This window comes from Alistipes sp. DJF_B185, from assembly GCF_964250025.1.
GTDB lineage: Bacteria > Bacteroidota > Bacteroidia > Bacteroidales > Rikenellaceae > Alistipes > Alistipes finegoldii.
The window spans coordinates 298,392-324,570 of the sequence record NZ_CAXUDY010000002.1 but is presented as its reverse complement, the minus strand read 5'-3'; the positions used below and the strand labels follow the sequence as shown (position 1 = coordinate 324,570).

The 26,179-nt window shown below is 60.3% G+C and carries 20 protein-coding genes and 1 riboswitch; of the genes, 10 read left to right on the top strand and 10 right to left on the bottom strand.

The window, feature by feature from the left end; all coding sequences use genetic code 11:
* Positions 1-7: 7 nt before the first annotated feature.
* Positions 8-1,708 (bottom strand): AMP-binding protein, encoded by a 1,701-nt coding sequence (locus tag ACESTR_RS04580; RefSeq protein WP_014776121.1) that lies wholly within the window; start codon positions 1,706-1,708, stop codon positions 8-10.
* A gap of 129 nt (positions 1,709-1,837) precedes the next feature.
* Positions 1,838-2,536, bottom strand: coding sequence for a glycerol-3-phosphate 1-O-acyltransferase PlsY (gene plsY, locus ACESTR_RS04575; RefSeq protein ID WP_009598022.1), 699 nt, complete (start codon positions 2,534-2,536; stop codon positions 1,838-1,840).
* Positions 2,537-2,669: 133 nt separating this feature from the next.
* Between plsY and ACESTR_RS04570 the strand changes: the two genes are divergently transcribed.
* Genes ACESTR_RS04570 through ACESTR_RS04560 form a run of 3 tightly spaced genes read left to right on the top strand, consistent with a single transcriptional unit; the run spans position 2,670 to position 6,562 of the window.
* Positions 2,670-3,659 carry a YitT family protein gene (locus tag ACESTR_RS04570; protein WP_014776122.1) on the top strand — a complete coding sequence of 330 codons (990 nt, stop codon included), beginning with the start codon at positions 2,670-2,672 and terminating at the stop codon, positions 3,657-3,659.
* Entirely contained in the window at positions 3,649-5,037 is a 1,389-nt protein-coding gene (gene miaB, locus ACESTR_RS04565; protein ID WP_237958828.1) for a tRNA (N6-isopentenyl adenosine(37)-C2)-methylthiotransferase MiaB, read from the top strand. Before ACESTR_RS04570 ends, miaB begins: the two co-directional genes overlap by 11 nt.
* Before the next feature lie 16 nt (positions 5,038-5,053).
* Positions 5,054-6,562, top strand: coding sequence for a DEAD/DEAH box helicase (locus ACESTR_RS04560; RefSeq protein WP_237958827.1), 1,509 nt, complete (start codon positions 5,054-5,056; stop codon positions 6,560-6,562).
* Positions 6,563-6,782: 220 nt separating this feature from the next.
* On the opposite strand, the gene der is transcribed toward ACESTR_RS04560, so the two are convergent.
* Positions 6,783-8,087 carry a ribosome biogenesis GTPase Der gene (gene der, locus ACESTR_RS04555; RefSeq protein ID WP_195291128.1) on the bottom strand — a complete coding sequence of 435 codons (1,305 nt, stop codon included), beginning with the start codon at positions 8,085-8,087 and terminating at the stop codon, positions 6,783-6,785.
* 191 nt (positions 8,088-8,278) lie between these two features.
* Positions 8,279-10,342, bottom strand: a complete 2,064-nt coding sequence (locus ACESTR_RS04550; RefSeq protein WP_373178925.1) for a cation:proton antiporter — start codon at positions 10,340-10,342, stop codon at positions 8,279-8,281.
* A 326-nt stretch (positions 10,343-10,668) separates the two neighbouring features.
* Between ACESTR_RS04550 and ACESTR_RS04545 the strand changes: the two genes are divergently transcribed.
* From ACESTR_RS04545 to ACESTR_RS04520, 6 genes are all read left to right on the top strand, one after another.
* Positions 10,669-11,820, top strand: coding sequence for an MFS transporter (locus ACESTR_RS04545; RefSeq protein WP_278433889.1), 1,152 nt, complete (start codon positions 10,669-10,671; stop codon positions 11,818-11,820).
* 12 nt (positions 11,821-11,832) lie between these two features.
* Positions 11,833-12,429 carry a porin family protein gene (locus ACESTR_RS04540; RefSeq protein ID WP_009598037.1) on the top strand — a complete coding sequence of 199 codons (597 nt, stop codon included), beginning with the start codon at positions 11,833-11,835 and terminating at the stop codon, positions 12,427-12,429.
* 3 nt (positions 12,430-12,432) lie between these two features.
* Positions 12,433-13,404 (top strand): PhoH family protein, encoded by a 972-nt coding sequence (locus ACESTR_RS04535; protein ID WP_014776127.1) that lies wholly within the window; start codon positions 12,433-12,435, stop codon positions 13,402-13,404.
* Between the two features lie 201 nt (positions 13,405-13,605).
* Positions 13,606-15,075, top strand: a complete 1,470-nt coding sequence (locus tag ACESTR_RS04530) for an aminoacyl-histidine dipeptidase (protein ID WP_009597900.1) — start codon at positions 13,606-13,608, stop codon at positions 15,073-15,075.
* A gap of 6 nt (positions 15,076-15,081) precedes the next feature.
* Entirely contained in the window at positions 15,082-16,068 is a 987-nt protein-coding gene (locus ACESTR_RS04525) for a diacylglycerol/lipid kinase family protein (protein WP_014776128.1), read from the top strand.
* Positions 16,069-16,234: 166 nt separating this feature from the next.
* On the top strand, positions 16,235-16,588 hold the full coding sequence (locus tag ACESTR_RS04520; RefSeq protein ID WP_373178892.1) for a nuclear transport factor 2 family protein: 354 nt from the start codon (positions 16,235-16,237) through the stop codon (positions 16,586-16,588).
* Between the two features lie 170 nt (positions 16,589-16,758).
* On the opposite strand, the gene ACESTR_RS04515 is transcribed toward ACESTR_RS04520, so the two are convergent.
* Positions 16,759-17,334, bottom strand: coding sequence for a hypothetical protein (locus tag ACESTR_RS04515; RefSeq protein WP_009597926.1), 576 nt, complete (start codon positions 17,332-17,334; stop codon positions 16,759-16,761).
* A gap of 150 nt (positions 17,335-17,484) precedes the next feature.
* Here ACESTR_RS04515 and ACESTR_RS04510 point away from each other — a divergent pair, with 150 nt between their 5' ends.
* Positions 17,485-17,868 (top strand): MmcQ/YjbR family DNA-binding protein, encoded by a 384-nt coding sequence (locus ACESTR_RS04510; RefSeq protein ID WP_009598023.1) that lies wholly within the window; start codon positions 17,485-17,487, stop codon positions 17,866-17,868.
* Between the two features lie 402 nt (positions 17,869-18,270).
* Here ACESTR_RS04510 and pnuC read toward each other — a convergent pair whose 3' ends face one another.
* The 5 genes from pnuC to ACESTR_RS04485 form a co-directional block, all read right to left on the bottom strand.
* Positions 18,271-19,035 (bottom strand): nicotinamide riboside transporter PnuC, encoded by a 765-nt coding sequence (gene pnuC / locus ACESTR_RS04505; protein WP_302268218.1) that lies wholly within the window; start codon positions 19,033-19,035, stop codon positions 18,271-18,273.
* 59 nt (positions 19,036-19,094) lie between these two features.
* A complete protein-coding gene (locus ACESTR_RS04500; RefSeq protein WP_302268220.1) occupies positions 19,095-21,557 on the bottom strand; it encodes a TonB-dependent receptor in 2,463 nt (820 codons plus the stop codon).
* 40 nt (positions 21,558-21,597) lie between these two features.
* A riboswitch (TPP riboswitch) is annotated at positions 21,598-21,692 on the bottom strand.
* Positions 21,693-21,920: 228 nt separating this feature from the next.
* Positions 21,921-23,345 (bottom strand): D-xylose transporter XylE, encoded by a 1,425-nt coding sequence (gene xylE, locus ACESTR_RS04495; RefSeq protein WP_279063346.1) that lies wholly within the window; start codon positions 23,343-23,345, stop codon positions 21,921-21,923.
* A gap of 4 nt (positions 23,346-23,349) precedes the next feature.
* Positions 23,350-24,663 carry a xylose isomerase gene (xylA, locus tag ACESTR_RS04490; RefSeq protein WP_009598042.1) on the bottom strand — a complete coding sequence of 438 codons (1,314 nt, stop codon included), beginning with the start codon at positions 24,661-24,663 and terminating at the stop codon, positions 23,350-23,352.
* Between the two features lie 23 nt (positions 24,664-24,686).
* Positions 24,687-26,171, bottom strand: coding sequence for a xylulokinase (locus ACESTR_RS04485; protein ID WP_333848254.1), 1,485 nt, complete (start codon positions 26,169-26,171; stop codon positions 24,687-24,689).
* Positions 26,172-26,179 lie beyond the last annotated feature (8 nt).

The following is a 26,179-nucleotide window of genomic DNA, read 5'->3' as shown; positions in this document are numbered from 1 at the left end:
ACTTGTTTTATTTGGTCAATAGCGACGGACTGTATAGATAACGTTTGATACTGCGTTTTGGTGTTTTTTCGAACTCGGTCGGATAAATTGCCAGCTCCGAGACGCGTTCGTACGCCGCCAGCAGCGTATTCAGCTCCGTGAGGTTGTTCTGCATGATCTGCGGCAGGTCGTTCTTGTCCACGCCTTCCAGCTCGGCCTGCTCGTAATCGGGGACGACCAGCGCCTTGAGCTTTCCGTTTTCGGTTTCCAGTATGAGCGACTCCAGCACGAGATACATGTTGTTGAGCTTGTCCTCGATCTCCTCCGGGTAGATGTTCTGTCCGCTGCCGGAGAGGATCATCGTCTTCGAACGGCCCCGGATGTAGAGCGTGCCGTCGGGGTCCATCGTGGCCATGTCGCCCGTATGCAGCCACCCGTCGGGTTCGAGGACCTTTTCGGTGTCCTTTTCGTTCTTGTAATATCCCTTCATCACATGTTCGCCGCGGACGATGATTTCGCCCGCTTCGTGCTGCGGGTCGGGCGAGTCGATCTTCACTTCGAGCTGTTCGTGCAGGTAGCGCCCGCACGATCCGGCCTTGAACTCGTTGTCGGGCGTGAAGCTGATGAGCGGCGCGCACTCGGTCATGCCGTAGCCGATGGTGATCGGGAACTTGATCTTCATCAGGAACGCTTCGGTCTCCTGATTCATCGGTGCGCCGCCGACGATGAATATGTCTACGTTGTTGCCGAAGGCCTCCAGCAGTTTTTTGCGGATCACCGAGTAGATGGCCGTGTTGAGCAGCGGAATCTTCACGGCGATCGACATGGGGCCTTTTTCGAGCATCGGCATCACCTGCTTGCGGTAGACCTTTTCGAGAATCATCGGCACGCAGCAGATGACCGTCGGTCTTACGACGCCCATGGCTTCGAGCAGAATCTTGGGCGACGGAATCTTGCCCAGCAGGGTGATGTGTCCGCCCACGGCCAGCGGCGAAAGGAAGTCGAACGCGCAGCCGTAGGCGTGCGCCAGCGGCAGGAACGACAGCGTGCGCCCGCCTTTGCGGAAATAGAAGGTGCCGGTCTGGGTGTTGATCATCCGCTGGGCGAAAATCACGTTGCCCGTCAGGTTGTTCACCGTGAGCATGACGCCCTTCGAGTATCCCGTGGTTCCCGACGTGTAATTGAGCAGGATCACCTGATCGTTGGGAATTTCGGGGTATTTGATGTCGTTTATGCTGAATCCGCGCGGATATTTCGAGCGGTAATTCTTCAGGATGTCGCGCTGGAACTTGGTGAGCGCCTTGCCGTCGCGTTCGTAAATGGTATGGAAGTCGGTCAGCGAAAAGACGGCTTCGATCTGCCGGATCTGCTCCTCTTCGATATTGTCCCAGAAGTTGTCGCCCAAGAAGAGCATGCGGCTCTCCGAGTGGTTGATGATGTGGATGATGTCGGCGGGGGTGAAATCCTGCAGGATCGGGACGATGACCGCTCCGTATGTGATCGTGGCTATGTAGGTGATGCACCAGCGGGGATTGTTGCGGCCTATGAGGGCGATTTTGTCGCCCTGCCTGATGCCGGCCTTTTTGAAGAGGAGGTGCAGCTTGGCGACCTCCTTGGCCATCTCGTAATACGAAAAAGTTTCGCCCTTGAAATAATCGGTCAGGGCGGGCATTTCACGATTGTCGCGGAAACTGGTTTCGTATATTTTGATCAGATTCTCCTGTAACATGGTCGCGTCCTAATTGCTGAGCAAAGATAGGCGAAAAAAACGATTTTACCGCCAAATCGCGGTATTTTTTATCCTATATTGCCTATGTTTTGAACCGTAAGCCCTGCCGCAGAGCTTTTTGAGCCGTTTTTATTCCTCTTTCTTTTCCGGCTTGGGGGGCTGCTGTTTCACGTGGCGGGGTTTCCAGATGTAGATTTTCGATTCCGTGCCGGCCTTGAGCCTTTCGATATTTTTGCGGTGCGTGTAGATCAGCAGCACGGCGATGATGAACGAGAACACGACGAACGGAACCAGATGGTTCACTTTCGGCGAAATGAGCGTGAAAATGGGGAAGCTGCACCCTGCGACCATCGAGGCCAGCGATACGTAGTGCGTAATCATCAACACGAGGAACCAGACGCCGAAGCAGAGCAGCACCAGCGGGGCGTTTACGCCCATGATGGCGCCGACGAGCGTCGCCACGCCCTTGCCGCCGCGGAATCCGGCGAAGATCGGGAAGATATGCCCCAGAACGGCGGCGAATACGGCGATGAAGCGCAGGATGTAGAACCACGTTTCGTTTGCGCCGTCGGCGAAAACGCTGTCGTATTTCATCAGGTCGATGATCGTCACGGCGACGAATCCCTTCAGCACGTCCAGTCCGAAAACGGGCAGGGCCGCGCGCTTGCCCAGCACGCGCAGCATGTTGGTCGTGCCGGCGTTTTTGCTGCCGTGTTCGCGGATGTCGATGCCGTAATATTTTTTGCCGATCCACACGGCACTCGGAATCGAACCCAGCAGATAGGCGATGATAATCAGGGTCGTGGCGGTGTAATATGTCAGAATCATAGTGACTTTTCCGGGGTTTGTATAATGCAAATATAATAAAAAAATCGTATTTGCAGCTTCCGGATGAAAAATCCGGCGCAGGGACGTCGGGTTTTCGGAGAATTGCGTTATCTTTGCCTAAAAATATACCTTTATGAATACAAAGGCTTTGCTGGAGCCGATGGGGTCGTGGGCGTGGTGGCGCTCGTGGTTCCTGATTTTTCTCGGCTGTTCGATCATGGGCGCGGGTTTCGTGCTGTTCGTCAATCCCTACAATTTCGTGCCGGGAGGTGTCTACGGTATGGGTATCGTACTCCACAACATCTTCCCGTCGATTCAGGTCGGTACGTTCGGCTATATGTTCGACGTGCCGCTGATGCTCACCGCGATGCTGGTTTTCGGCGGGCAGTTCGGTACGCGCACGGTGCTGGCTGCGCTCTATACGCCCGGTTTCATGAACGTGCTGACGCGGCTGGTCTATCCCGACGCCGCGGCCGTCGAGAGTCTCGATCCGGCGTTGCTGCTGGGGGGACGGCTCGACCTGTCGAACGACCTGCTGCTGACGTGTATCATCGGCGCCGTGGTCATCGGTATCGGGCAGGGCGTCGTCGTGCGCCAGCAGGCGACTACGGGCGGCACGGACATCGTGGCGATGCTGCTGCAGAAGTTTGCCGGCATCAAGTTCTCGACCGGCATCCTGCTCGCCGACGGTTTCGTCGTGCTGTCGGGTCTGGCCGTTATCGGTTTCGGACTGGGTACGGGCGACGCTGCTTCCAACGGCTGGATGCTGACGCTCTATTCGCTCATCACGATCTACATCACCTCGCGCGTGATCGCCTATCTGCTGAACGGCGCGTCGTACGACAAACTGCTGTTCATCATCAGCGACCACCACGAGCAGCTCAAGCGCTTCATCATCGAAGACCTCGACCGCAGCGCCACTTATATCAAGTCGAAAGGCATGTACACCGACGCGCTGCGCGACATGATCTTTTTGGTGGTCAGCCGCAAGGAGGTGCGGCTCGTGCAGCACAAGATCAAGGAGATCGACCCTTCGGCGTTCGTGGTGGTGACCGACGCCTACGAGACTTTCGGCGAGGGCTTCAAGCAGTTCCCCGACAAGAACGAGATTCATGCCGAATAACAGAAACGAAAACGTGGAATTAAGACTCGATACGAATACATTGCGCCCCCTGTCGGGCGCCGGACGCAAACTTTTTGTCGAAACCTACGGCTGCCAGATGAATGTCGGCGACACCGAGATCGTGGTCTCCGTGATGCAGCGCGAAGGGTACGTATATACCGAGCGGATCGACGAGGCGGACGTTATCCTGATCAACACCTGTTCGATCCGCGACAATGCCGAACAGCGCATCTGGGGCCGTCTGGCCGAGATGAAACGCTACCGCCGGGCCAACCCCGGACTGGTCGTGGGCGTCATCGGCTGTATGGCCGAGCGTCTGAAGGAGAAGCTGGTCGAAGGACCGCACGGCGTCGATGTCGTGGCCGGGCCTGACGTCTACCGCGACCTGCCCCGGCTTGTGCGCGAAGCCGAAGCGGGCGGCAAGGGCGTCAATGTCCTGCTCTCGACCGAGGAGACCTATGCCGAGATCGCTCCCGTGCGGCTCGACCGCAACGGCGTGAGCGCCTTCGTCGCCATCATGCGCGGATGCAACAACTTCTGCTCCTACTGCGTGGTGCCCTATACCCGCGGCCGCGAACGCAGCCGCGATCCCGAAACCATTCTCGCGGAGGTCCGGACGCTGTTCGGGAACGGTTACCGCGAGGTGACGCTGCTGGGCCAGAACGTCAACTCCTACCGCTTCGGCGAGGTGGACTTTCCCGGCCTGATGCGCCGCGTGGCCTCCGTCTCGCCCCTGCTGCGCGTGCGTTTCGCCACGTCGCATCCCAAGGACATCAGCGACAGCCTGCTGGAGGTCATGGCCGAAATGCCCAATATCTGCCGTGCGATCCATCTGCCCGCCCAGTCGGGTGCCTCGTCGATGCTCGCGCGCATGAACCGCAAATATACCCGCGAATGGTACCTCGACCGGGTCGCGGCCATCCGCCGCTACCTGCCCGACTGCGCCGTTACGACCGACCTGATTGCCGGATTTTCGGGCGAGACGGAGGAGGAGCACGCCGCGACGCTCTCGCTGATGCGCGAGGTCGGCTACGAGTTCGCCTATATGTTCAAATATTCGGAGCGCCCCGGCACTTACGCGCACAAGCATCTGTCCGACGACGTGCCCGAAGAGGTGAAGTCGGCGCGGCTGGCCGAAATCATCGCCCTGCAGAACGAACTGAGCCGCGCGAGCAACCTGCGCGACGTGGGGCGCGAATTCGAAGTGCTGGTCGAGGGAACGTCCAAGCGCGACGAGAACCAGCTTTCGGGCCGTACCTCGCAGAACAAGGTCGTGGTCTTCGACCGCGGCGGCCACGGCGTCGGCGACTATGTGCGGGTCCGCATCACGGGCTGCACTCCCGCGACGCTTTTCGGAGAAGAAATTTCAGAAGGATAAAATTAAGATACGTAAAATGCGATTTGACGAACTTGAGTTGGAGGATGAGATCCTCGACGGACTCTACGATATGAATTTTCAGGAGATGACTCCGGTGCAGGAACACACGATCCCGGTGATTCTCGAAGGCCGCGACATCATCGGATGCGCGCAGACGGGAACGGGCAAGACGGCGGCCTACACGCTGCCGCTGTTGAACCGGCTGCTGCTCGAAGGTAACGAAGACAATGTGATAAAATCGGTGATCATCGTGCCCACGCGCGAACTGGCGCAGCAGATAGACCAGCAGTTTCAGGGCTTTTCCTATTACCTGCCCATCTCGACGACGGTCGTTTACGGCGGCGGCGACGGCAAGGGCTGGGACGTGCAGAAGCGGGGTATGCTGATGGGGTCGGACGTGGTCATCGCCACTCCCGGCCGCATGATTTCGCATATCCAGAACAGCGGCATCGACCTCTCGCATGTCGAATGCCTGATTCTCGACGAAGCCGACCGCATGCTCGACATGGGTTTCAGCGAGGACATCATGAAGATCGTCTCGTACATGCCCAAGGAGCGGCAGACGATCATGTTCTCGGCGACGCTGCCCCCGAAGATCCGCGAACTGGCCAAGACCATTCTGCGCAATCCCGCCGAGGTGAATATCGCCATTTCGAAACCCAACGAGGCTATCGACCAGTCGGCCTATGTCTGCTATGAGAACCAGAAGCTGGGCATCATCCGCGAGATGTTCGCCGAGCCGACCGAGTCGAAGACGATCATCTTCTCGTCGTCGAAGATGAAGGTCAAGGAGCTGGCCCATACGCTCAAACGCATGAAACTCAACGTGGCGGCCATGCACTCCGATCTGGAGCAGGCCCAGCGCGAGGAGGTGATGCTCGACTTCAAGAACAACAAGGTCTCGATCCTCGTGGCCACCGACATCGTGGCGCGCGGCATTGACATCGAGGACATCGGACTGGTCATCAATTACGACGTGCCGCACGACCCCGAAGATTATATCCACCGCATCGGCCGTACGGCGCGTGCCGCGGCGACCGGTGCTGCCGTGACCTTCGTCAGCGAGGAGGAACAGGGAAAATTCCACGCCATCGAGAAGTTTATCGAGCGGGATATCCGCAAAGCCGAACTGCCCGCAAGCGTGGGCGAAGGCCCGAAATACGCACCCGACGAAAACCGCGGACGTTTCGGCCGCGGCGGCAGGGGCGGCCACGGGGGATCGGGACGCGGAGGTTCCGGCCGCGGCCGTGGACGCGGCGATAAAGGCGACGGAGGACGCTCAAGCAGGGGCGATGGCGATCGTAATCGCGATCGTCGCGGCGACAGAGAGCGTGCGGCTGCGGCGCCGGCCGAAAACGGCGCCGGGACTCCGCAGGCTGCGCCGGCGGATAATGACCACGCATCGGGCCGCGGCGAAGGCAACCGCGGAACGCGCGACCGCAAACGCCATCGCGGCGGCCGCAACCGCAATCGCAACCGCGGCGGAAATCCGCAGGAGGGCGGGGCTACGCCGCTGGCGAATTAGACCGGCGGACACTTCAAGATAATAGAGACCGGACTCAGTCGGAGTCCGGTCTTTCTGTTTTCCTTCCCGTTTGAAGCCGGGTTACTTCCGCCGGGAATGGACCTGCACAGGTACTCCGGAGTATAAAAAGTCCCCCTTTGTCAAAGGGGGACTTGGCGGGAATATCGCTTCCGGATTTCGTCGTGCGAAAGAGGTCCGGTAGCCTTGTATTGCGGCCGTCTTACTTCTGCCGGAAATAAATCTGCATCGGTACCCCGGCGAAATCCCAGTGGTCGCGGATGTTGTTTTCGAGGAACCGGCGGTAAGGCTCCTTGATGTACTGCGGCAGGTTTACGAAAAACGCGAACTGCGGCGTGGGCGTCGGGAGCTGGGTCACGTACTTGATCTTGATGTATTTGCCCTTGGTCGCGGGGGGCGGATAGTTCTCGATCAGCGGCAGCAGGAAATCGTTCAGCTCTGAGGTCGAGATGCGGCGTTTGCGCGACTGGTAGACCCGGATCGCGGTCTGGAGCACGTCGAATATGCGCTGTTTGCTGAGTACCGAGGTGAAGATGATCGGAATGTCGTTGAACGGTGCGAGTTTCTTTTTCAGGAACTCCGTCCACTCCTTCATCGTGTTGTTGTCTTTCTCTATGAGGTCCCACTTGTTGACCACGATCACGCAGCCCTTGCGGTTGCGGACGATCAGGTTGTGGATGTTGAGGTCCTGCGATTCGAGTCCCTGCTGGGCGTCGAGCATCAGGATGCAGACGTCGGAATTCTCGATGGCGCGGATCGAGCGCATCACCGAGTAGAATTCGAGGTCCTCCATCGCCTTGCCCTTCTTGCGCATGCCTGCCGTGTCCACGAGGTAGAAATCCATGCCGAACTTGTTGTAGCGGGTGTGGATCGAGTCGCGGGTGGTGCCGGCGATCGAGGTCACGATGTTGCGTTCCTCGCCCAGCAGCGCGTTGGTCATCGACGACTTGCCGACGTTGGGACGGCCGACGATGGTGATATGGGGCAGGTCCTCGTCCTCTTCGGCGACGGTCTCCGCGGGCAGCGCCGCGAGGATGGCGTCCATCAGGTCGCCCGTACCGCTGCCGCTCATCGAACTGATGCAGAACGGATCGCCCAAACCGAGGGCGTAGAACTCGTGCGAGGAGTAGATCTGGTCGTTGTTGTCCACTTTGTTGCAGACGAGGATCACCTTTTTCGAGGTGCGGCGCAGGATATCGGCCATCAGCTGGTCGAGGTCGGTGATGCCGGTCGCAACCTCCACCAGAAAGAGGATCACGTCGGCCTCGTCGATGGCCAGCAATACCTGACGGCGGATTTCGTCTTCGAAAATATCCTCCGAATTGACGGTGTAGCCGCCGGTGTCGATCACCGAAAATTCCTTTCCGTTCCAGTCCGTTTTGCCGTAGTGGCGGTCGCGGGTGGTGCCGGCCGTCGCATCGACGATGGCCTTCCGCTGGCCCACCAGACGGTTGAAGAGGGTGCTTTTGCCGACGTTAGGACGGCCCACGATTGCTACAAGGCTCATATTCTTTTCTTTTTTCTTAGGGCAAAGATAGTGCAAGTCGGGCGCAATGCCAAATTTATTTGAGCATTGTCCGTACGCCGCCTGTATGCTGCACGGATAGTGCAGGTCGGGCGCAAAACCAAATGCGCGGGACTCTTGCGGAACACACTCTGTAAAAACTGCAGGACAGAGAATACTCGTCCGGATACTTATTATATATACCAGCTCTCCGTGTCGCCGGCCTGTACGGGGTAGACCAGCACGAAGCTGTTGTCGGCGAAGAATTGCTCCATGTAGGCGGGGACCTTGCTCATGGCGGGGTGGTAGGAGACCCGCTCGCGGCGGCTCATCACGACCCACAGGCAGTCGTCGCGTTTGGTCTCGTAAGTGAGCGCCGTGAGGTCGTCCCACGGGTTGGAGACCACGTATTCGGCCTTGGCCGAGCGTTTGCCGCGGGTGGGGCGCAGGTACTGCATGGTGCTTTCCGGGGCGTAGAACACGATCCGGGCGCCCGAATTGTCGGCGATGTTGCGCAGTTTCTGAATCCACATCTGGAACCCGGCCTCCTTTTCGGCCTTCTCCGGTACGACCACCAGATGCCGCTTGATGGTCGGCAGGGGTTGCGCGGGGTGGTAGAGATAGGTGGTGACATTGCTCTGTCCCAGCACGTCGGCGGCCATGCGGCCGATGCCAGAACCGCCCGGCGTGCGGTCGTGGTGCATGCCCATCACGATGTCGGTGATGCTGCGCTCCTTGACCACGCTGACGATGGCGTTGGCGATGTTTACGTCGTAGCGGAGCAGCGCCTGCAGGTAGTTGTCCGACGCGGCGGCGGCTTTGGCGGCCGTGTCGAGGATTTTGCGGCCCCGCTTTTCGACCGTGGGGTCCTCGATCTTGTTGTCGATGGCGTTCAGGGCGTAGAGTCCGTTGCGGGATTTGGCCTTCTTGAGGGTCGTGCTCAGGCTTACCAGCTCGCTCACGGTCTGCTCGTTGGCGACCGGAATGAGGATGTGGTCCTCCTGCTGGGGCTGTTCGTCGTCGTCCTGCGCATTGCGCATGGCGATGTTGTGCGCGCCCCGCTGCGTGGCGAAGGTCGAGACCGTGCAGGTGGCCAGAATCATCAGGATCGTGCCGTTGAGCACGCTTTCGCTCAACAGGCGGATCGGCTCGCCGTCGGGCGTGTGGCCCAGTATGACGTTGTAGCCGACCATCACCGCCGCGAGCGTTGCCGCGACATGGGCGCTGCTCAGTCCGAAGATCACGGTGCGCTGGTCCGGTGAGAGACGGAATGTCTTCTGCGTGAGATAGGCGGCGATGTATTTGGCGGCGGTGATCAGGACGATCATGATCAGCGCCACTTCGATGCTCTCCCAGTCGCGGAAGAAGGCCCGGTAGTCGATGAGCATGCCCACGCCTATGAGGAAGAAGGGGATGAAGATGGCGTTGCCCACGAACTCGATGCGGTTCATCAGCGGCGAGGTGCGGGGTATGAGCCGGTTGAGGGCCAGACCGGAGAGGAAGGCGCCGATGATCGGTTCCAGCCCCGCGAGCTGTGCGAGGTAGGCGCCGAGGAAGACCATCGCCAGCACGAAGATATACTGGGATACGTTGTCGCTGCACTGTTTGAAGAACCAGTGCGCCAGCAGCGGAAAGAGGAACAGGATGATGCCGATGCACAACAGCACCGAGGCGCTGAGCCTCCACCAGAAGCTTTCATCCACGTTGCCTGTGGCCATGCCGACGATCACCGTGAGCAGCAGCAGGGCCAGCGTGTCGGTGATGACCGTGCCGCCGACGGCGATCGTGACGGCCTTGTCGCGCGAGATGCCGAGCTTGCTGACGATGGGATAGGCTATAAGGGTCTGGGAGGCGAAGAGTCCGGCAAGCAGGATCGAGGAGTAGATCGGGAATCCCATAATGTAATAACCTGCCAGAATGCCGAGCGCGAGCGGTACGCAGAAGGTGTAGAGTCCGAAGACGAGACTGCGCCAGCCGCTTTTTTTGAAGTCGGACGTATCCATGTCCAGTCCCGAAAGAAACATGATGTAGAGCAGGCCGGCGGTCCCCGAAAGGATGATGCTGCTGTCGCGCAGCACGAGGTTGAGTCCGTGAGGGCCGATAACCGCGCCGGCGATTATCAGCCCCAAAAGATAGGGGATCTTCAGCTTGTTCAGGAGCAGCGGCGCCGCCAGAATGATGATCAGAATCAGCAGAAACTTCAGGATCGGGTCTTCGAGCGGCAGTGTTATCGGTGCTATATGGGCGAATTGAAACATCATGCGATCATTTGGCTTTCCTACAAATATATAAAAATCTGCGGTTAAAAACAAGCCCCTGCCGCATTTTGCTGCGGCGGAGTCCGAACGGCCGATCCTGCGGGCTGTTTTTTGCGTGAGTGAATGGCGAGGGGCAGAGTTTGCGGGGAAAGGCGGGACATAAGGCGTGGAGAGTGGAACGGCGTTTCTCGCACGTTTTTTGTCGGTCGGGATTCGGCGTCGGCGCCGCAAAGAGAAAAAATTGTGAAATAATCGCGGTCCGGAAATCGGTTTTTATGGAAAAAAATGTAACTTTGAAAAATTGTATACCTGAAATTTCGCCGCTCATGCGTGTCGGTAAAGTAGATAAACGAGTGCTCGGCCCCGTGTTGATGGGCTTCTTCATAATGGGTTTCTGCGATATGGTGGCTCCGATTACGGGACGCATCGCACTGGAGTTTCCCGCGTCGCGGCAGGCGGCCGTGAGCTTCCTGCCCACGATGGTTTTCCTCTGGTTTCTGGTGCTCTCCACGCCGCTGGCCGCGCTGATGAACCGCATAGGCCGCAAGGCGACCGCGCTGATCGGCTACGCCTTTACGGTCGTCGGTCTGATGGTCCCCTACGTTGCGGGCGAAGGGTGTGCGCTGGGGTGGTATTTCGCCGGCTTCGGACTGTTGGGCGTGGGCAATACGGCGATTCAGGTGGCGATCAATCCCCTGCTGGCCACCATCGTGCCGGGCGAGCGGATGACCAGCTACCTCACGGTGGGCCAGATCTTCCGCAACACCTCGCTCCTGCTGCTGGCGCCGATCGTCACCGCGCTCGTGGCGCTCACCGGATCGTGGCGTCTGCTGCTGCCGATCTATGCGGGCCTTACGGTGCTGGGCGGCATCTGGCTGCAGGCGACTTCGGTGGTCGAACCGCCGCGCAGCGACCGCGCCGCGGGCATGGCTGACTGCTTCCGGCTGCTGGGAAACCCGACGGTGCTGCTCTGCACGCTGGGCGTGGCGTGTTTCATCGCGGGCGACGTGGGGATCGGATTCCTCTCGGTGCGGCTGATCGACAACCCCGATTCGATACTCACCACCACGGGCTTCTACGCCTGCCGCATCGTCGGCACGCTCGTCGGGGCGTGGGTGCTGGTGCGGGTGTCGGACGTGAAATACCTGCGCTGGAACATGGCGGGGGCTTTGGCGCTCTGCGCCGTGCTGCTACTGGTGCGCGGCGAAACGGCGGTTTACGCCGCCGTGGGGCTGACAGGATTCGCCATGGCCTGCGTTTTCGCGACGTTCTACGCCGTGGCGACCAAGGCCGTGCCCGAAAAGGCCAACGAAGTGGCGGGGCTGATGATTCTGGCCATCTCGGCGGGAGCCGTTTCGGGACCCGTCTGCGGGGCCATTGTCCGCTGGAGCGGCGATGCGCACTGGGGCATGCTGTTCGTCGCCCTGTGCGTGGGCTACATGCTCTGGGCGAGCTTCAAACTGAAAATAAAGCAATAAAAACTGAAAACGATGATTCGTAAGATCGTAGTAACCTCTTTGCTGGTCGTTTGCGCGCTCTCTGCCGCGGCGCAGCGGCCCCGCGCCCGGATCGAATGGGGCGTACTGGGCGGCATCAACATCCCCGACTACACGACCAACATGTCGGGCACCGACGTCAAGAACAAACTGGGCTGGCAGGCCGGTATCACCACGGCGGTCAATTTGGGTGCTTTCGCCGTCGAACCGCAGATACTCTATGTGCGTCAGGGGCTTCGCATCCGTCCTGAGGGGCAGAAGGAGATCAACCTCAAGTCCAATTCCATCGACGTGCCGGTGCTGTTGTCGTTCCGCCTGCTGCGTCCCGTGCGGATCTATGCCGGTCCCGTCTTTACGGTGATGAACGACTGCAAGCAGAAGTCGGGCGGCGACCTGCTCGATTTCGGCCGCGTGCGTCCCACGATGTCCTACACGGTGGGCGCGGGAGTCAAGCTGCTGGGCCATCTGCTGGTGGACCTGCGCTACAACGGCCAGTTCAAAAGCAAGAAGGACGTGGTGCTTCCCGACGGCGGCAAGCTCGACAAACTCCGCACGTATAACGTGGCGCTTAACTTCGGATACCTTTTTTAGCCTATGACAGACGCAGTCGGAAAAGAGATACTCATCGAGGGCGCAGACCCCCGCGAGCTGTACGGGCCCCGGAATGTCTACCTCGATCAGATGAAATCGCTTCACCCCCAGCTCAGGATCGTCGCGCGGGGCTCTTCGCTCAAAGTCCTCGGTTCCGAAGCCGAGACGCGGCGTTTCGAGGAACGCATGGAGGGGCTGGTGGCCTATTATCTCAAATACGGACACATCTCGTCGCAGGTCATCGACCAGTGCTTTGCGGGCGGCATCGCTGCGCAGGAGGCCCCGGTCGACAAGGACGTGATCGTCTACGGCAACAACGGCAACATCGTCCGCGCCCGCACGGTCAACCAGCTCAGGCTGGTGAAACTTTATGACAGGAACGACCTGCTCTTCGCCGTGGGACCCGCCGGATCGGGCAAGACCTATACGGCCATTGCGCTGGCTGTGCGCGCCCTGAAGGAGAAGCAGGTGCGGCGCATCATCCTCACGCGCCCGGCAGTTGAAGCGGGCGAGAAGCTGGGTTTCCTGCCCGGTGACATGAAGGAGAAGCTGGACCCCTACCTGCAGCCGCTGTACGATGCGCTGAACGACATGATTCCGCCTGCCAAGTTGGCGAAGTATCTGGAGGAGGGCACGGTGCAGATCGCGCCGCTGGCCTACATGCGCGGCCGCACGCTCGACAACGCCTTCGTCATTCTGGACGAGGCGCAGAACACGACGCTCTCGCAGATCAAGATGTTCCTGACGCGCATGGGCCGCAACGCCAAGTTCATCGTCACGGGCGACGTGACGCAGATCGACCTGCCGCGCAAAAGCGACAGCGGGCTGGTGCGCACGATGGAGATTCTGCGCGAGGTGGAGGGCATCGGCATCGTCGAATTCGACGTGCGCGACATCGTGCGCCACCCATTGGTGAAGCATATCGTCGAGGCGTTCGACAAGTGCGGGACGGACCTGTCCAAAGTTGAAAAGTAAGGACGGAACCGCTCCGGGACGGGCCTTCCGGCCGCATGCGGGAGGTTCCCGCCGGGGAGAGGATTACGGCGCGTCGCCGAAGCGGCAGGCTAGGGGAGAAGCAGACCTGTAAACGACGCCAAAGGCGGCGGCAACGACGGCAGGGCTGAACGAGAATGAAAGAATACGCAAAACGATAACATATCATTAAAACCTACTTTTATGAACGACACACGCAATCTCGCGGCCCTGAAGCCGGCGCTGGTCTGGAAGCATTTCGCTCAGATCGTACGCATTCCGCGCCCCTCGTCGCACGAGGAGAAGATCCGCAAATACGTCATGGATTTCGCACGGGAGAAAGGACTCGAATGCAAGGAGGACGCCGCACATAACGTCTATGTCCGCAAACCCGCCTCGAAAGGCATGGAGGACCGCAAGGGCGTGGTCCTGCAGGCCCACCTCGACATGGTGCCCCAGAAGAACAACGACAAGAAGTTCGACTTCACGAAAGATGCGATCGACGCCTATGTCGACGGCGAGTGGGTGACGGCCGACGGCACGACGCTCGGTGCGGACAACGGCATCGGCGCGGCGGCCATTCTGGCCGTGCTGGAGGACGATTCGCTGGTACACGGTCCGCTGGAAGCGCTCTTCACGGCCACCGAGGAGACGGGGATGGACGGCGCGTTCGGGCTGAAAAAGGGGCTGCTGCACGGTGACATCCTGCTGAATCTCGACTCGGAGACCGAGGGCGAGCTGTACGTGGGCTGCGCCGGAGGGTTGGACGCGAACATCGTCTTCAAATATGCCGCCGAGCCGACGCCCGCGCGCAACTACACCGCGGCCCGGATCACAGTCAAGGGACTCAAGGGCGGCCATTCGGGCATTCAGATCGTCTGCCAGCGCGCCAACGCCAACAAGGTGCTGTTCCGTTTCCTGAACGCCGCGTCGGCGTCGCGCGATCTGGTGCTCTGTTCGGTGGACGGCGGCGGCCTGCGCAACGCCATTCCCCGCGAAGCCGAGGCGGTCGTGATGGTCAAAACCAAGGAGTACGAAGCTTTCGCCAAGGAGCTGAAAGCCTATGAAAAGGTCATTAAGGCCGAATATGCCGGCATCGAGGACGCCGTGTCGATCAAACTGAAGGAGTGCGAAGCCCCGAAGGAGCGGATCGCCGCCGACGTGGCCGCCCAGCTGACCAAAGCCGTTGTGGGATGTCCCGACGGCGTGCAGCGCATGTCGGTGTCGATGCCCGGACTGGTGCAGACTTCGAGCAACCTCGCGCGCGTGGTCTCCGACGGCAAGAGCGTCAAACTGCAGTGCCTGCTGCGCAGCTCGGTGAACTCGGAGAAGGCCGCGCTGGGCGAAGCGATCGCCGCGGTATTCTCTCTGGCCGGGGCCAAGGTACAGCTCACGGGCAGCTACGACGGCTGGAATCCGAACATGGAGTCGCCGATCCTCAAGGCCATGACTGCTTCCTACAAGGCCCTCTACGGCAAGGAACCCGCCGTGACGGCGATTCACGCCGGACTCGAATGCGGCATCATCGGCAGCAAATATCCCAAGATGGACATGATTTCGTTCGGACCTACGATCTGCTATCCCCACTCGCCCGACGAGAAGGTGGAGATCGCGTCGGTGGGCAAGTTCTACGACTTCATGGTCGATACGCTGCGCAATATTCCCAAAAAGTAGTGCGCTTTGGAAGCCGACAAGGTCAAATGGTTCGTCATTGTCAATCCCGTGGCCGGAGGCGGCCGCGGGCTTGACCATTTTCCGCAGATATCGAAGCTCCTGCGCGACGCCCATATCGTCTGCGAACCGGTCTTCACGGAGCATAAGTTCCACGCCACGGAACTTACCGTGTCGGCCGTCAAGGAGGGTTACCGCAATATCATCGTCGTGGGCGGCGACGGCACGCTGCACGAGGTGGTGAACGGACTTTTCATCCAGCAGGAGGTCTGTCCCGACGAGGTGCTGCTGGCGGTGATCGCCGTGGGAACGGGCAACGACTGGGTCCGCACGTTCGGTATTTCGAACCGCTATCAGGATGCCGTGAAGGCCATCGGCGAGGGCTACTCGTTCCTGCAGGACGTGGGCGTGGTGTCGTACGAGGAGTCGCACTACCGCCAGAGCCGCTATATGGCCAACGTAGCGGGCGCGGGTTTCGACGCGCGGATGGTGCGCAAGCTTTCGCACCTCAAGAAAAAGGGCCGCAAAAGCCGCTGGCGCTCCACGTGGTGTCTGGTCAAGAACTTCTTCCGCTACAAGTCGACGGGCGTGAAGGTGTGGGTCGACGACCGGCTGGTTTACAACAACCTGCTGTTCAGCATCGCCATCGGCATCTGTAAGTACAACGTCGGCGGCATGCAGCAGCTGCCCGACGCCGTGGCCGACGACGGTATGCTCGACGTGTCGCTGGTGCGTCCCGTGCATTTCTGGCACCTGCTGTTCCGCTTCCACTACCTGTTCAACGGCGGCATCTACCGCATCCGGCATATCCTGCAGGAGAGGGGGAGCTGTATCCGCATCGAGTCGTCGCCCGAAATTTCGGTCGAGGTGGACGGTGAGCTGCTGGGCGAGACGCCGCTCGAATTCTCGATTCTCCACAAGGCGGTCCGTATCGTCGTGGGCCGGGAGTTCTACGACCGGCAGGAGCGCGGCGAGTGTCCGTGCGAGGGAAAGTAGCGGCCGCGGCCGGAATCTGCGCCGGAAAACGGCGTGCGGCAAGCGGTCGTGTCGGGCGGCGTTTCCGGGAAGAAGCGGAAAATAATACGTTAGTCTCTTTAAAAACGATGTATAACACTCGGAAGCCGCTTGGAAGGTAAATCCGAACTATAAATCAAGCATGATTATGACGCCTAAAGAAGTTTTGGAAAAGTGGATAGACCGCTTTAATGCCGCCGATGCGGTTCGTCTTACGGAGCTGTATGCCGAAGATGCGGTAAACCATCAGGTTGCGAATAAACCGGTGGTAGGTAAAACGGCGATCCATGAAATGTTTGCAAATGAATTTGCAACGGCTGAAATGGTTTGTATCGTAGAGAATATTTTTGAAGAAGGAGAATGGGCGATAATGGAATGGAAAGATCAGCTCGGACTTCGCGGATGTGGATTTTTTCATGTGAAAAACGATAAAATCGTCTTTCAGAGAGGGTATTGGGATAAACTCTCGTTTTTGAAACAGCACAATCTTCCTATTGAATAATGCTGTGAATTCGTCGCTGCTGTTTTTTGACGGGTATGTGAACCGATGAGAATCTGAAACAAAAAAGGCAGGCTTTTGCAAAAGCCTGCCTTTTTTGTGCGCGGACCGTGCGGCTGCGCGTCGTTTGCCGTGCGATTCCGGTTGTCCCGGTTACGTGGGTCCCGGTTCTGTCAGTCGGCGGTCTCGGTCACCTCCACTTCGGTAATCACCCAGTCGAAGAGGTCGTTGGCGCATCCGGCTTCCATCTGACGAATCTGCGACATGTCGGTCGTGTCGGCCAGTATGGCGTTGAAGAACTGCGACATGGTGCTGTAGGCAGCGTTCACCTTGCCTGCGAAGCAGTTGTAGAAAGCCTTCTGCTGCTGGTGGTCCAGCCCGGCGGGAAGCACGCCCTGCGCCACCAGATAGTTGTACGGATAGATATGGCGCATGTTGTGCGCGTCGGCGTTCAGCTCGTCCACGATGGTCGTGACGACGACCATGTCGACCGTGTCGGTCACGCCCGGCATTTCGACGAAGGTCGTATAGACGGGGTAGGCCCCTTCCAGATCACCGGCCACCTCGTCGGTAAAGAGCACGAATTCATCGTCCGAAAGGTCGTCGAGATAGACCATCTGACGGTAGCTGCGCAGGGCTTCGCGCATCGCCTTGCGCTGTTCGTGATTCCATTGCCGCTGCTGCGAGCAGCCGACCAGACCCGCTGCGAATGTCGACAGCAGGCAGATACAGAGGAGAATTTTTTTCATCGTTTCCTTGATTTTGATTTTACTTGGGAGCAGGACGCAATACGTGTGCCAAAAATTATATATCTTTGGGCTGCGAGTAATTCCGGCCGGCCGTGGGAATGCACCGCTGCGACGGAATTGTGCCGGACCGGAACGAAAAAACGATCGATTATGGATGTACTGACTTTCCGCGACTACTGTCTGTCGCTGCCGATGGCCGAAGAGACTACGCCCTTCGACGAAACGACCCTTGTCTACAAGGTCGGGGGCAAGATGTTCGCCTGCGCCGACATGGCCGAATTCGAATGGGTCGCCGTGAAATGCGATCCGGCCGAAGCCGTGCTGCTGCGCGAGCAGTACGACGAGGTGAGTGCGGCGTGGCACTTCAACAAACGCCACTGGAACGCCGTCCGCACCACGGGCGACCTGCCCGACGGCTTTATCCGCGAGCAGATTCGCAACTCCTACCTGCTGGTGCTGCGGTGCAGCGTGACGCCCAAGGCACTGCGCGAGGAGATCCTCGCCTATGTCGGGGAGCACGGCCTGCCGGAATAGGGACGCGGAGACGGCTTTCCGTTGCGGACCTCGCTGTTTGCGGGTGTGAGCCGCTGTTATGCTTGAAACCGTTGATGCGGGAGAGAGGCCGGAGTGGGGCGATTTATGGCGGAGGGCTGGGATTGGACTGCTTATGCGGGGGCTTTCCGTTGCGGACCTCGCTTTTTACCGGGAAGGGACTCCGAGACTTTGGGGCGTTGTCCTTTTCTGCGGAACAGAACCGGATACGAAAACGCAGCAACGTGGGGCGTACCCTGCGTTACTGCGTTATTCGTAATGGTCGCCGAGTTTCGGCGGCCCAGTGCCGGCGCCGTTCCGCGTTGTGCTGCTCTGCTGTGTCTCACTCGCGTCGTGTTGCTCAGCGTCGGCGGCGCCTTGCGCCGTAGTGATTCTTCGCCTGCGTTACTTTGCGGCGCCGGTCGTTTCTTGTGCCGCGAGCTTGCGCCAGCGCAGGTATCCGGCCACGGCCAGCGCCGAGTAGAGGGCGTAGAGTCCCGCGGTGAGGGGGATTCCCTTGTAGAGATACAACCCGATCGTTGTCAGATCGACGGCCAGCCAGACGAGCCACTGTTCGATGTATTTGCGCGAGAGCATCCACATCGCCACGATGCTCGCCGCCGTGGTCATCGCGTCCCAGAAGGGCACGGTGCTGTTGGTGAACCGGGAGAGCAGGAAATAGATTCCGGCGTGCGCCGCGGCGTAGACTGCGATCAGTCCTGCTGCATAGCGCAGGGGCGTATGCCCGATCCGGACGGCGGCGGGTTCTGCGCTCCGGGCTGTTTGGGCCGCTTCGGGTCCTGCATTGCAGGCCGTTTGGTCGCTATGTCCCGCCGTTGTGTTCCGGTCCGGTTGGCTGTTGTGTCCCCCCGCGAGTGCTTCGCTTCCGGCCGTTTGATCGGTCGGTCCTGCCGCTGCCGCGTTCCGGGCCGTCTTGGGCTTTTTGCGCGGGGCGTTGCGCCATACGAGCCAGCCGTAGAGTCCTGCCAGTACGTAGTAGACCTGCATCGAACAGTCGGCGTACAACCCCGCCTTGTAGTAGAGCGCGCCGTGGACCAGCGGCATGACGAGTCCCACGATCCACAGCCGGATGTCGGCGCGGTATTCGAGCCAGAGATAGAGCAGCCCCAGCACCACGCCGGCGATCTGCAGGATAAGTTTCCAATCCATCGTTTTATCTGCGTTGCGTCCCTCCGGATCGGGTTCCGGGGGGGGGCGGAATTTGCCCGTCAGAACTTTACCGTGACGTTGGCCAGCACGTTCAGGGGCGCCTGCGCGAAGTAGTAGGCCATGTCGATGCGCCGGGGCGTCGGGTCGCTCCACGTGTCCATGTACGAATAGCCGTAGCCGTTGCTTTCGTACTCGGCGTTGAAGAGGTTGTTGATCTGCAGGCCCAGCCGCACGCTTCGGGCGGCGCGGGTGCGGAACGTGTAGCCCAGATTGAGGTTGGTGACGCAGTAACGGCCGAGCGAGAGCGTCTCGTTCTCGTCGTTGGTAAAATACTGTTTGCCTACGGCCTGCGTGTACAGCACGGCTTCGAAGCCCCGGTAATGGAAGTCCAGAAACAGCGACCCCATGGCCGACGGCGAGTAGGAGATGGTCCGCTCGCCCAGATTCTGCCCGTAGGTGGGGCTGTTCGAGAGTGCGTCCACATAGTTCTCGATCCTGTTCTGGCTGAAGGTGGCGTTGGCGCCGGCGGTGAACCACCCGGTCACGCGCCACGAAGCCGTCAGCTCGATGCCGCGGCGGTAGCTGTCGGGCACGTTGACGTTCAGCGCGTCGGAACTGTCGTTGACCATGCCCGTATGCACCAGCTGGTCCTTGTACTTCATGTAGTAGAGGTTCACGCCCGCACTGAAACGGGGTGAGGTGTAGGTGTAGCCCAGTTCGTAGTCGTAGAGCTTCTCGGAGGAGGGGTACGAGTCGTCGCCGGAGAACATGTAGCGGTCCGTGAAGTCGCTGCGCGTCGGCTCCTTCTGCGCCACGGCGAACGAGAAATAGAAGTTGTGGCGTTTGCCGGGCGAGTAGCTGACGCCGGCGCGGGGATTGAAGAAGTGGTATGTCTCGTCCACGTCGATGGGCTGCATGCCCCCGCTCGCTTCGTCGTAGTTGTCGTTCACGCCCCATGCCTTGTAGTGAACGTAGCGGTACTGCATGTCGGCGAAGAGGTTAAGTCCGCGGGCTACGGTCCAGTTGGCGCGTGCGAAGAGGTTGGCGTCCTGCTTGTCCACGTCGTTGTCGTACCAGCGTTTGCTGCGGTAGTCGGCGGGATCGGTCTCCTGCATCCAGTCCAGCTCGCCCCAATGGGGACAGCTGTAGTAGCTCCACGAGCCGCCGAAGGCGAGATCGAGGTTCTCCGCAGCGTAGGCCGCCGCGGCGTTCACGCCGCCCAGATGGTTGCGCATGAGTTTTTCGCGGATCAGGTCCCTGCGTACGGCGATTCGTTCGCCGTCGCCGTCCGTCACGAAATTGCCTTGGTCGTCGGTCTGGTAGGCCAAATGGTCGGGGAAGAGGTATTCGAAGAGTTTGGCGTTGTCCTTATACTGCTTGTAGTAGCCGTAACCGTAGGTGTAGAAGGCCGTGGCGCTCAGCGTCCATCGGTCGCCCAAGCGCTGGCTGAGGATCAGCTGGTTGTTGATCTGCAGGTAGTTGTCGGTCTCGTCGTCGTAGAAGTTCACCTGCTGCCACTCGCCGTCCTCGCTGTTCCAGATGCGGTGGGAGTAGGCGTCCGAGGTGGAGTACATGCCGCTGCTGTTGTAACGGCGGCCGTTGAGACGCATCTCGTCGCGCGTGGCGCCGTTGTAGCTGAGGTTGGTCTTGGCCTTGCCGCCGAACGAAACCAGCTTGAGCATCGTGTTGCCGTTGTAATAGCCGCCTTGGAACATGTAGGAGGTGAGGGAGGTCCCTCCGCGGCGGATGTAGCCGTCCGAGGAGAGGCGCGTCAGGCGTGCGTCCACCGTCCAATGGCCGCCCATCAGCCCCGACGAGACGTGCACGGCCTGTTTGTTGGTGTTGTACGATCCGTACGAGAGCGAGACGTCGCCGCCGAACTCGGTTTCGAGCGGGGCCGTGGACATATTGACCGCGCCGCCGAAGGCGCCCGTGCCGTTGGTCGAGATGCCCGCGCCGCGCTGGATCTGCATCGTGCCGACCGACGAGATGAGGTCGGGCGTGTCGTACCAGTACATCGAGTGCGAGTCGGGGTTGTTCATCGAGACGCCGTTGATGGTGACGTTGAGCCGTGTGGCGTCGGTTCCGCGCAGGCGCATCGACGTGCCGCCGATGCCGATGCCGGTTTCGTTGGTGGCGATCATCGAGGGAGTCAGCGCCAGCACCGACGGAATGTCGAATCCGTAGCTGTTGCGGGCGATCACTTCGTGCGAAAGGTCGGTATAGGCGACCGGCGTGCTGCCCGATGCGCGCGTGGCGGTCACCTCGATCTCCTGCAGGCGGTACATGCGCACGGAGTCTTCGGGCCGGCCCGGCCCGGCGGCTGCCGTGATCGCTTCGCTTGTCTTTGCAGGGGGAACGGCAGCTGCCGTGACAAACGCCGCGGATCGTGTCGCGTCTGCGGCGGTCGCGGCGTTCGTTACGCCTGCGGTGAGGGAGACGGTAGCCGGAGTTTCGGCGCTCGCCGTGTTTGCGGCGACGCAGAGCGCGACGGCCGCGATGGGAAGTAGAAACCTTTTCATGTCTGAACTTTTAAAAGTTAATGAACTGAAAAGGGGTATGCGTTGAAAGATTATGCATCCCGGTTTCGGCATTACCCGTATCCGGTTCAATGGGTATAATCTCAGCCTGATAGTAAGGCACCCCTTCGAAATATCGACGGCAAAGGTAATAAAAAGATTCGGGAAATCGGGAGCGGTATGCGAAGAATTTGTAAAAATAGCGATCCGACCCGACCCGGCGGCGGTTCGGCGGTTCCGTAAAGCGGGTAACGCAGTAACGCGGGACATATACCCGTGTTGCTGCGTTACTGCTGACAATTTTTATTTACGAATCCGCCCGGCCCGGTCTTCCGGTTCGCCGGCAATGTCTGTTTTTGCCGCGGCTCAGTCGCCGTTTTTCCGCCAGAGTTTCGACATCTCTTCGAGGGTTTTGCCCTTGGTTTCGGGTACCCATTTCCAGACGAAGAGAGCCGAGGCGAGCGACATCAGAGCATAGATGCAGTAGGTGCCGCCGACGCTCCATGCGCTCAGCGAGGGGAAGGTCGCCGAGACGAGGAAATTCGAGATCCACTGCGCCGCCACGGCTACGGCCACGGCCTGCGAGCGGATCGTGTTGGGGAAGATTTCGGAGATCAGCACCCAGCAGATCGGGCCCCACGACATCATGAACGATGCGGTGTAGATGATGATGAAGACCAGTGCCGCAATGCCGATCGACCCGGTGAACGAAAGCGCCGCAAGAGCGGCCATGCCGATCATCATACCCGCCGAACCGACGATGAGCAGCGGTTTGCGGCCCACGCGGTCCACGGTGAAGATCGCCACGACCGTAAAGAGGATATTGACCACGCCCATCACCACGGTCTGGAGCATCGAAGCGTCGCCCGACGCGCCCATTCCGGCGAAGATGCGCGGGGCGTAGTAGAGCACGACGTTGATGCCGATGGCCTGCTGGAAAAACGAGAGCAGGATGCCGATCAGGATCACCGCTGCGCCGTAGGCGAAGAGCCGCTCGGTCTTGGCGTGTACCGTCCGGCGGATTTCGGTGTGAATCGTGCGGGCCTCGGCCGCGCCGTTGATGCGCGTGAGCACCTGCAATGCCTTCTGATCGCGTCCGGTGAGGGTCAGGTAACGCGGGGTTTCGGGCACGAAGAGGATCAGCAGCAGGAAGGTCGCCGCGGGGAACGCTTCGCTGAGGAACATCCTGCGCCAGCCGACGGAGACCCTGGCGGCCTGAATGGCTTCGCCCGTGTCGCCCAGCTGGTTGCGGATCAGATAGTTCACGAAGTAGACGACCAGCATGCCGAAGATGATGGCGAACTGGTTGCACGAGACGAGCGTGCCGCGGATCTTCGCGGGCGAGATTTCGGCAATGTACATCGGACACACGGCCGAGGCAAGTCCCACGCCGATACCGCCCAGAATGCGGTAGATGTTGAACGACGCCAGCAGCGGCAGCGACGCCTCGCCGTAGGGCAGGATGCCGCTTTCGGGCCGCCACGAGCCGACGGCCGAGACGAAGAACAGCACGGCCGCCGCGACGAGCGTGCGTTTGCGTCCCAGACGCGAGGCCAGCAGGCCCGACAGCGCACCGCCGACGATGCAGCCCACCAGCGCGCTCGATGCGGTGAAGCCGTGCATCCACGGCGTGTAGGTGAAGTCCGCCGCACTGCGGAAGAACTGGTCTAGGGCCTGCTCGGCTCCCGACACCACGGCCGTGTCGTAACCGAACAGCAGGCCGCCGATGATGGCCACCAGCACGATCGAAAGCAGATAGGCGCGGCTCCCGGTTTCTTGGGTTTTAGTCATAAGGTCAGATATACATGTTCACGATCGCTTCGAACAGCTCCTGTTTGCCGCTGCGCTGGACGGGTTCGTGCCGGCGGGCGTAGTCGGCGACCTGCTCCAGCGTGAGCTTGCCCTCTTCGAAGAGCCGGCCTTCGCCTGAGTCGTAGGAGGCGTAACGTTCGGCGAGCATCTTTTCGTAGGGCGAGTTGTCGAGAATGTCGGCGGCGATGAGCAACGCGCGGGCCATGACGTCCATCGCGGCGATGTGGGCGATGAAGATGTCTTCGGGGTCGGTCGAATTGCGGCGCGTCTTGGCGTCGAAGTTCGTGCCGCCGCCCTGCAGGCCGCCGCCGCGGACGATGACCATCATCGCTTGCACCATTTCGTAGAGGTCGATCGGGAACTGGTCGGTGTCCCAGCCGTTCTGGTAGTCGCCGCGGTTGGCGTCGATCGAGCCGAGCATCCCGGCATCGACGGCGCACTGCAACTCGTGCTCGAAGGTGTGTCCGGCAAGCGTGGCGTGATTGACCTCGATATTGACCTTGAAATCCTTGTCCAGCCCGTGCGCCCGCAGGAACCCGATGACGGTCTCCGTGTCGGCGTCGTACTGGTGCTTCATCGGCTCCATCGGTTTGGGCTCGATCAGGAAGTTGCCCTTGAACCCCTTCGAACGGGCGTAGTCGCGGGCCATGCGCAGCATGGTGGCCATGTGCTCCTTTTCGCGCTTCATGTCGGTATTGAGCAGCGACATGTAGCCTTCGCGTCCGCCCCAGAAGACGTAGTTCTCGCCGCCCAGAAAGATCGTGGCGTCGATGGCGTTCTTGATCTGCAGCATGGCGCGGGCCGCGGCGTCGAAGTCGGGGTTGGTCGCGGCGCCGTTCATGTAGCGGGCGTGGCCGAAGACGTTGGCCGTGCCCCATAGCAGTTTGATGCCGGTTTCGTCCTGCTTCTGCTTGGCGTAGGCTACGATCTGGCGGAGGTTCTTTTCGTACTCTTCGGGCGTCGCGGCTTCGTCCACGAGGTCTACGTCGTGGAAACAATAGTACTCGATGCCGATCTTCCGCATGAATTCGAAACCCGCGTCCATCTTGGCTTTCGCGCGCTCGATCGGGCATGCGGACTCGTTCCACGGGAAGGTTTTGGTGCCGCCGCCGAACTGGTCGCCGCCTTCGGCGCAGAGGGTGTGCCACCACGCCATCGAGAAACGGAACCAATCCTTCATCTTGCGGCCTTTCACGATTTTTTCGGGGTCGTAGTAACGGAAAGCCATCGGGTTCTTCGACTCCAGGCCTTCGAATTCGATCTGTCCCACGGTGGGGAAATACTGTTTTGATGCCATGATATTGAATGATTTTCAGGTTGTTATTCCATTCTTTTCTCTACTTCCCGGACCCATGCCCGGTAACCTTCTTCCAGCGTCTCTCTGTCAGCTTCGGCGGGTTCCACGACCTCCAGCCTGCGCAACGCGGCGAACGCTTCGCCGCGCGTCTTGTAGTAGCCGGCGCCCAGCGCCGCGCCGCGGGCTGCGCCCAGCGCGCCGTCGGTATTGAACAGTTCGATGCGGGCGCCCGTGAGCGTCGAGAGCGTCTGCCGGAAAAGCGGCGAGAGGAACAAGTTTGCTGCGCCTGCGCGGATGACGTCGGGGCGCACTCCCAGCCCGCGCATGATGTCGATGCCGTAGCGGAAGGAGTAGGCGATGCCCTCCTGCGTCGCACGCAGGATGTGGGCCGTGGTGTGGCGGTTGAGATCGAGTCCGATGATTCCGGCTCTGGGGCAGCGGTTGCAGAGCATCCGTTCGGCTCCGTTGCCGAAGGGTACGACCGACAGCCCTTCGGAACCTGCCGGGACGCTTGCGGCCTGCCGGTTCATCTCCGCATAGTCGAGCGTCTCCTGCGTGACGTTGCGGCGTATCCACGAGTTCATGATGCCCGTGCCGTTGATGCAGAGCAGAATGCCGTAACGGGGATTGCTGGCCGTGTGATTGACGTGGACGAAGGTGTTCACGCGCGACTGCGGGTCGGCTTGGCGTTTGTCCGTGACGCCGTATACCACGCCGCTCGTGCCGCCTGTTGCGGCGACTTCGCCCGCCTCCATGACGTTGAGTGAAAAGGCGTTGTTGGGCTGGTCCCCGGCGCGGTAGGAGATCGGGGTACCTGCGGGGATGCCCAGCAGCCGTTCGGCCGCTTCGTCCGTGCGGGCCTCCGTGCCGATCGAGACGCGGGCTTCGGGGATCATCTCCTGCGGAATGCCGTACCATCCGGCCACGAAGTCGGCCCGCCGCTCCTCTTCGAAGTCCCAGAGTATCTGCTCCGAAAGGCCGCTGACGGAGGTGGACATGCGTCCCGAAAGGCGGTAGGCGATGTAGTCGCCGGGGAGCATGAATTTGTATATCTGCGCGAATACGCCGGGTTCGTTGCGCCTGACCCACGCCAGTTTCGACGCAGTGAAGTTGCCCGGTGAGTTGAGCGTATGCGCGAGACAGAACTCCCGCCCGATGCCTTCCAGCGCTTCGGCTCCGATCTCCACGGCGCGCGAGTCGCACCAGATGATCGAGGGGCGCAGCGGACGGCCCTGCTTGTCGAGACAGACCAGTCCGTGCATCTGGTAGGTGATGCCCACCGACACCACGTCGCTCATCGCGAAGCCCTGCGCCGCAATGGTTCGAATGCCTTCGCAGACGTAATGCCACCACATTTCGGGGTCCTGCTCGGCCCAGCCGCTCTGCGGCGATCCGATGGGCATTTCGGTCGCGGGGTTGGCGGACGAGGCCGCGCACTCGCCCGACGCGATGTCCAGCAGCGATACCTTGACCGACGAGGAGCCTATGTCTATGCCTAAACTTTTCATATGTTATC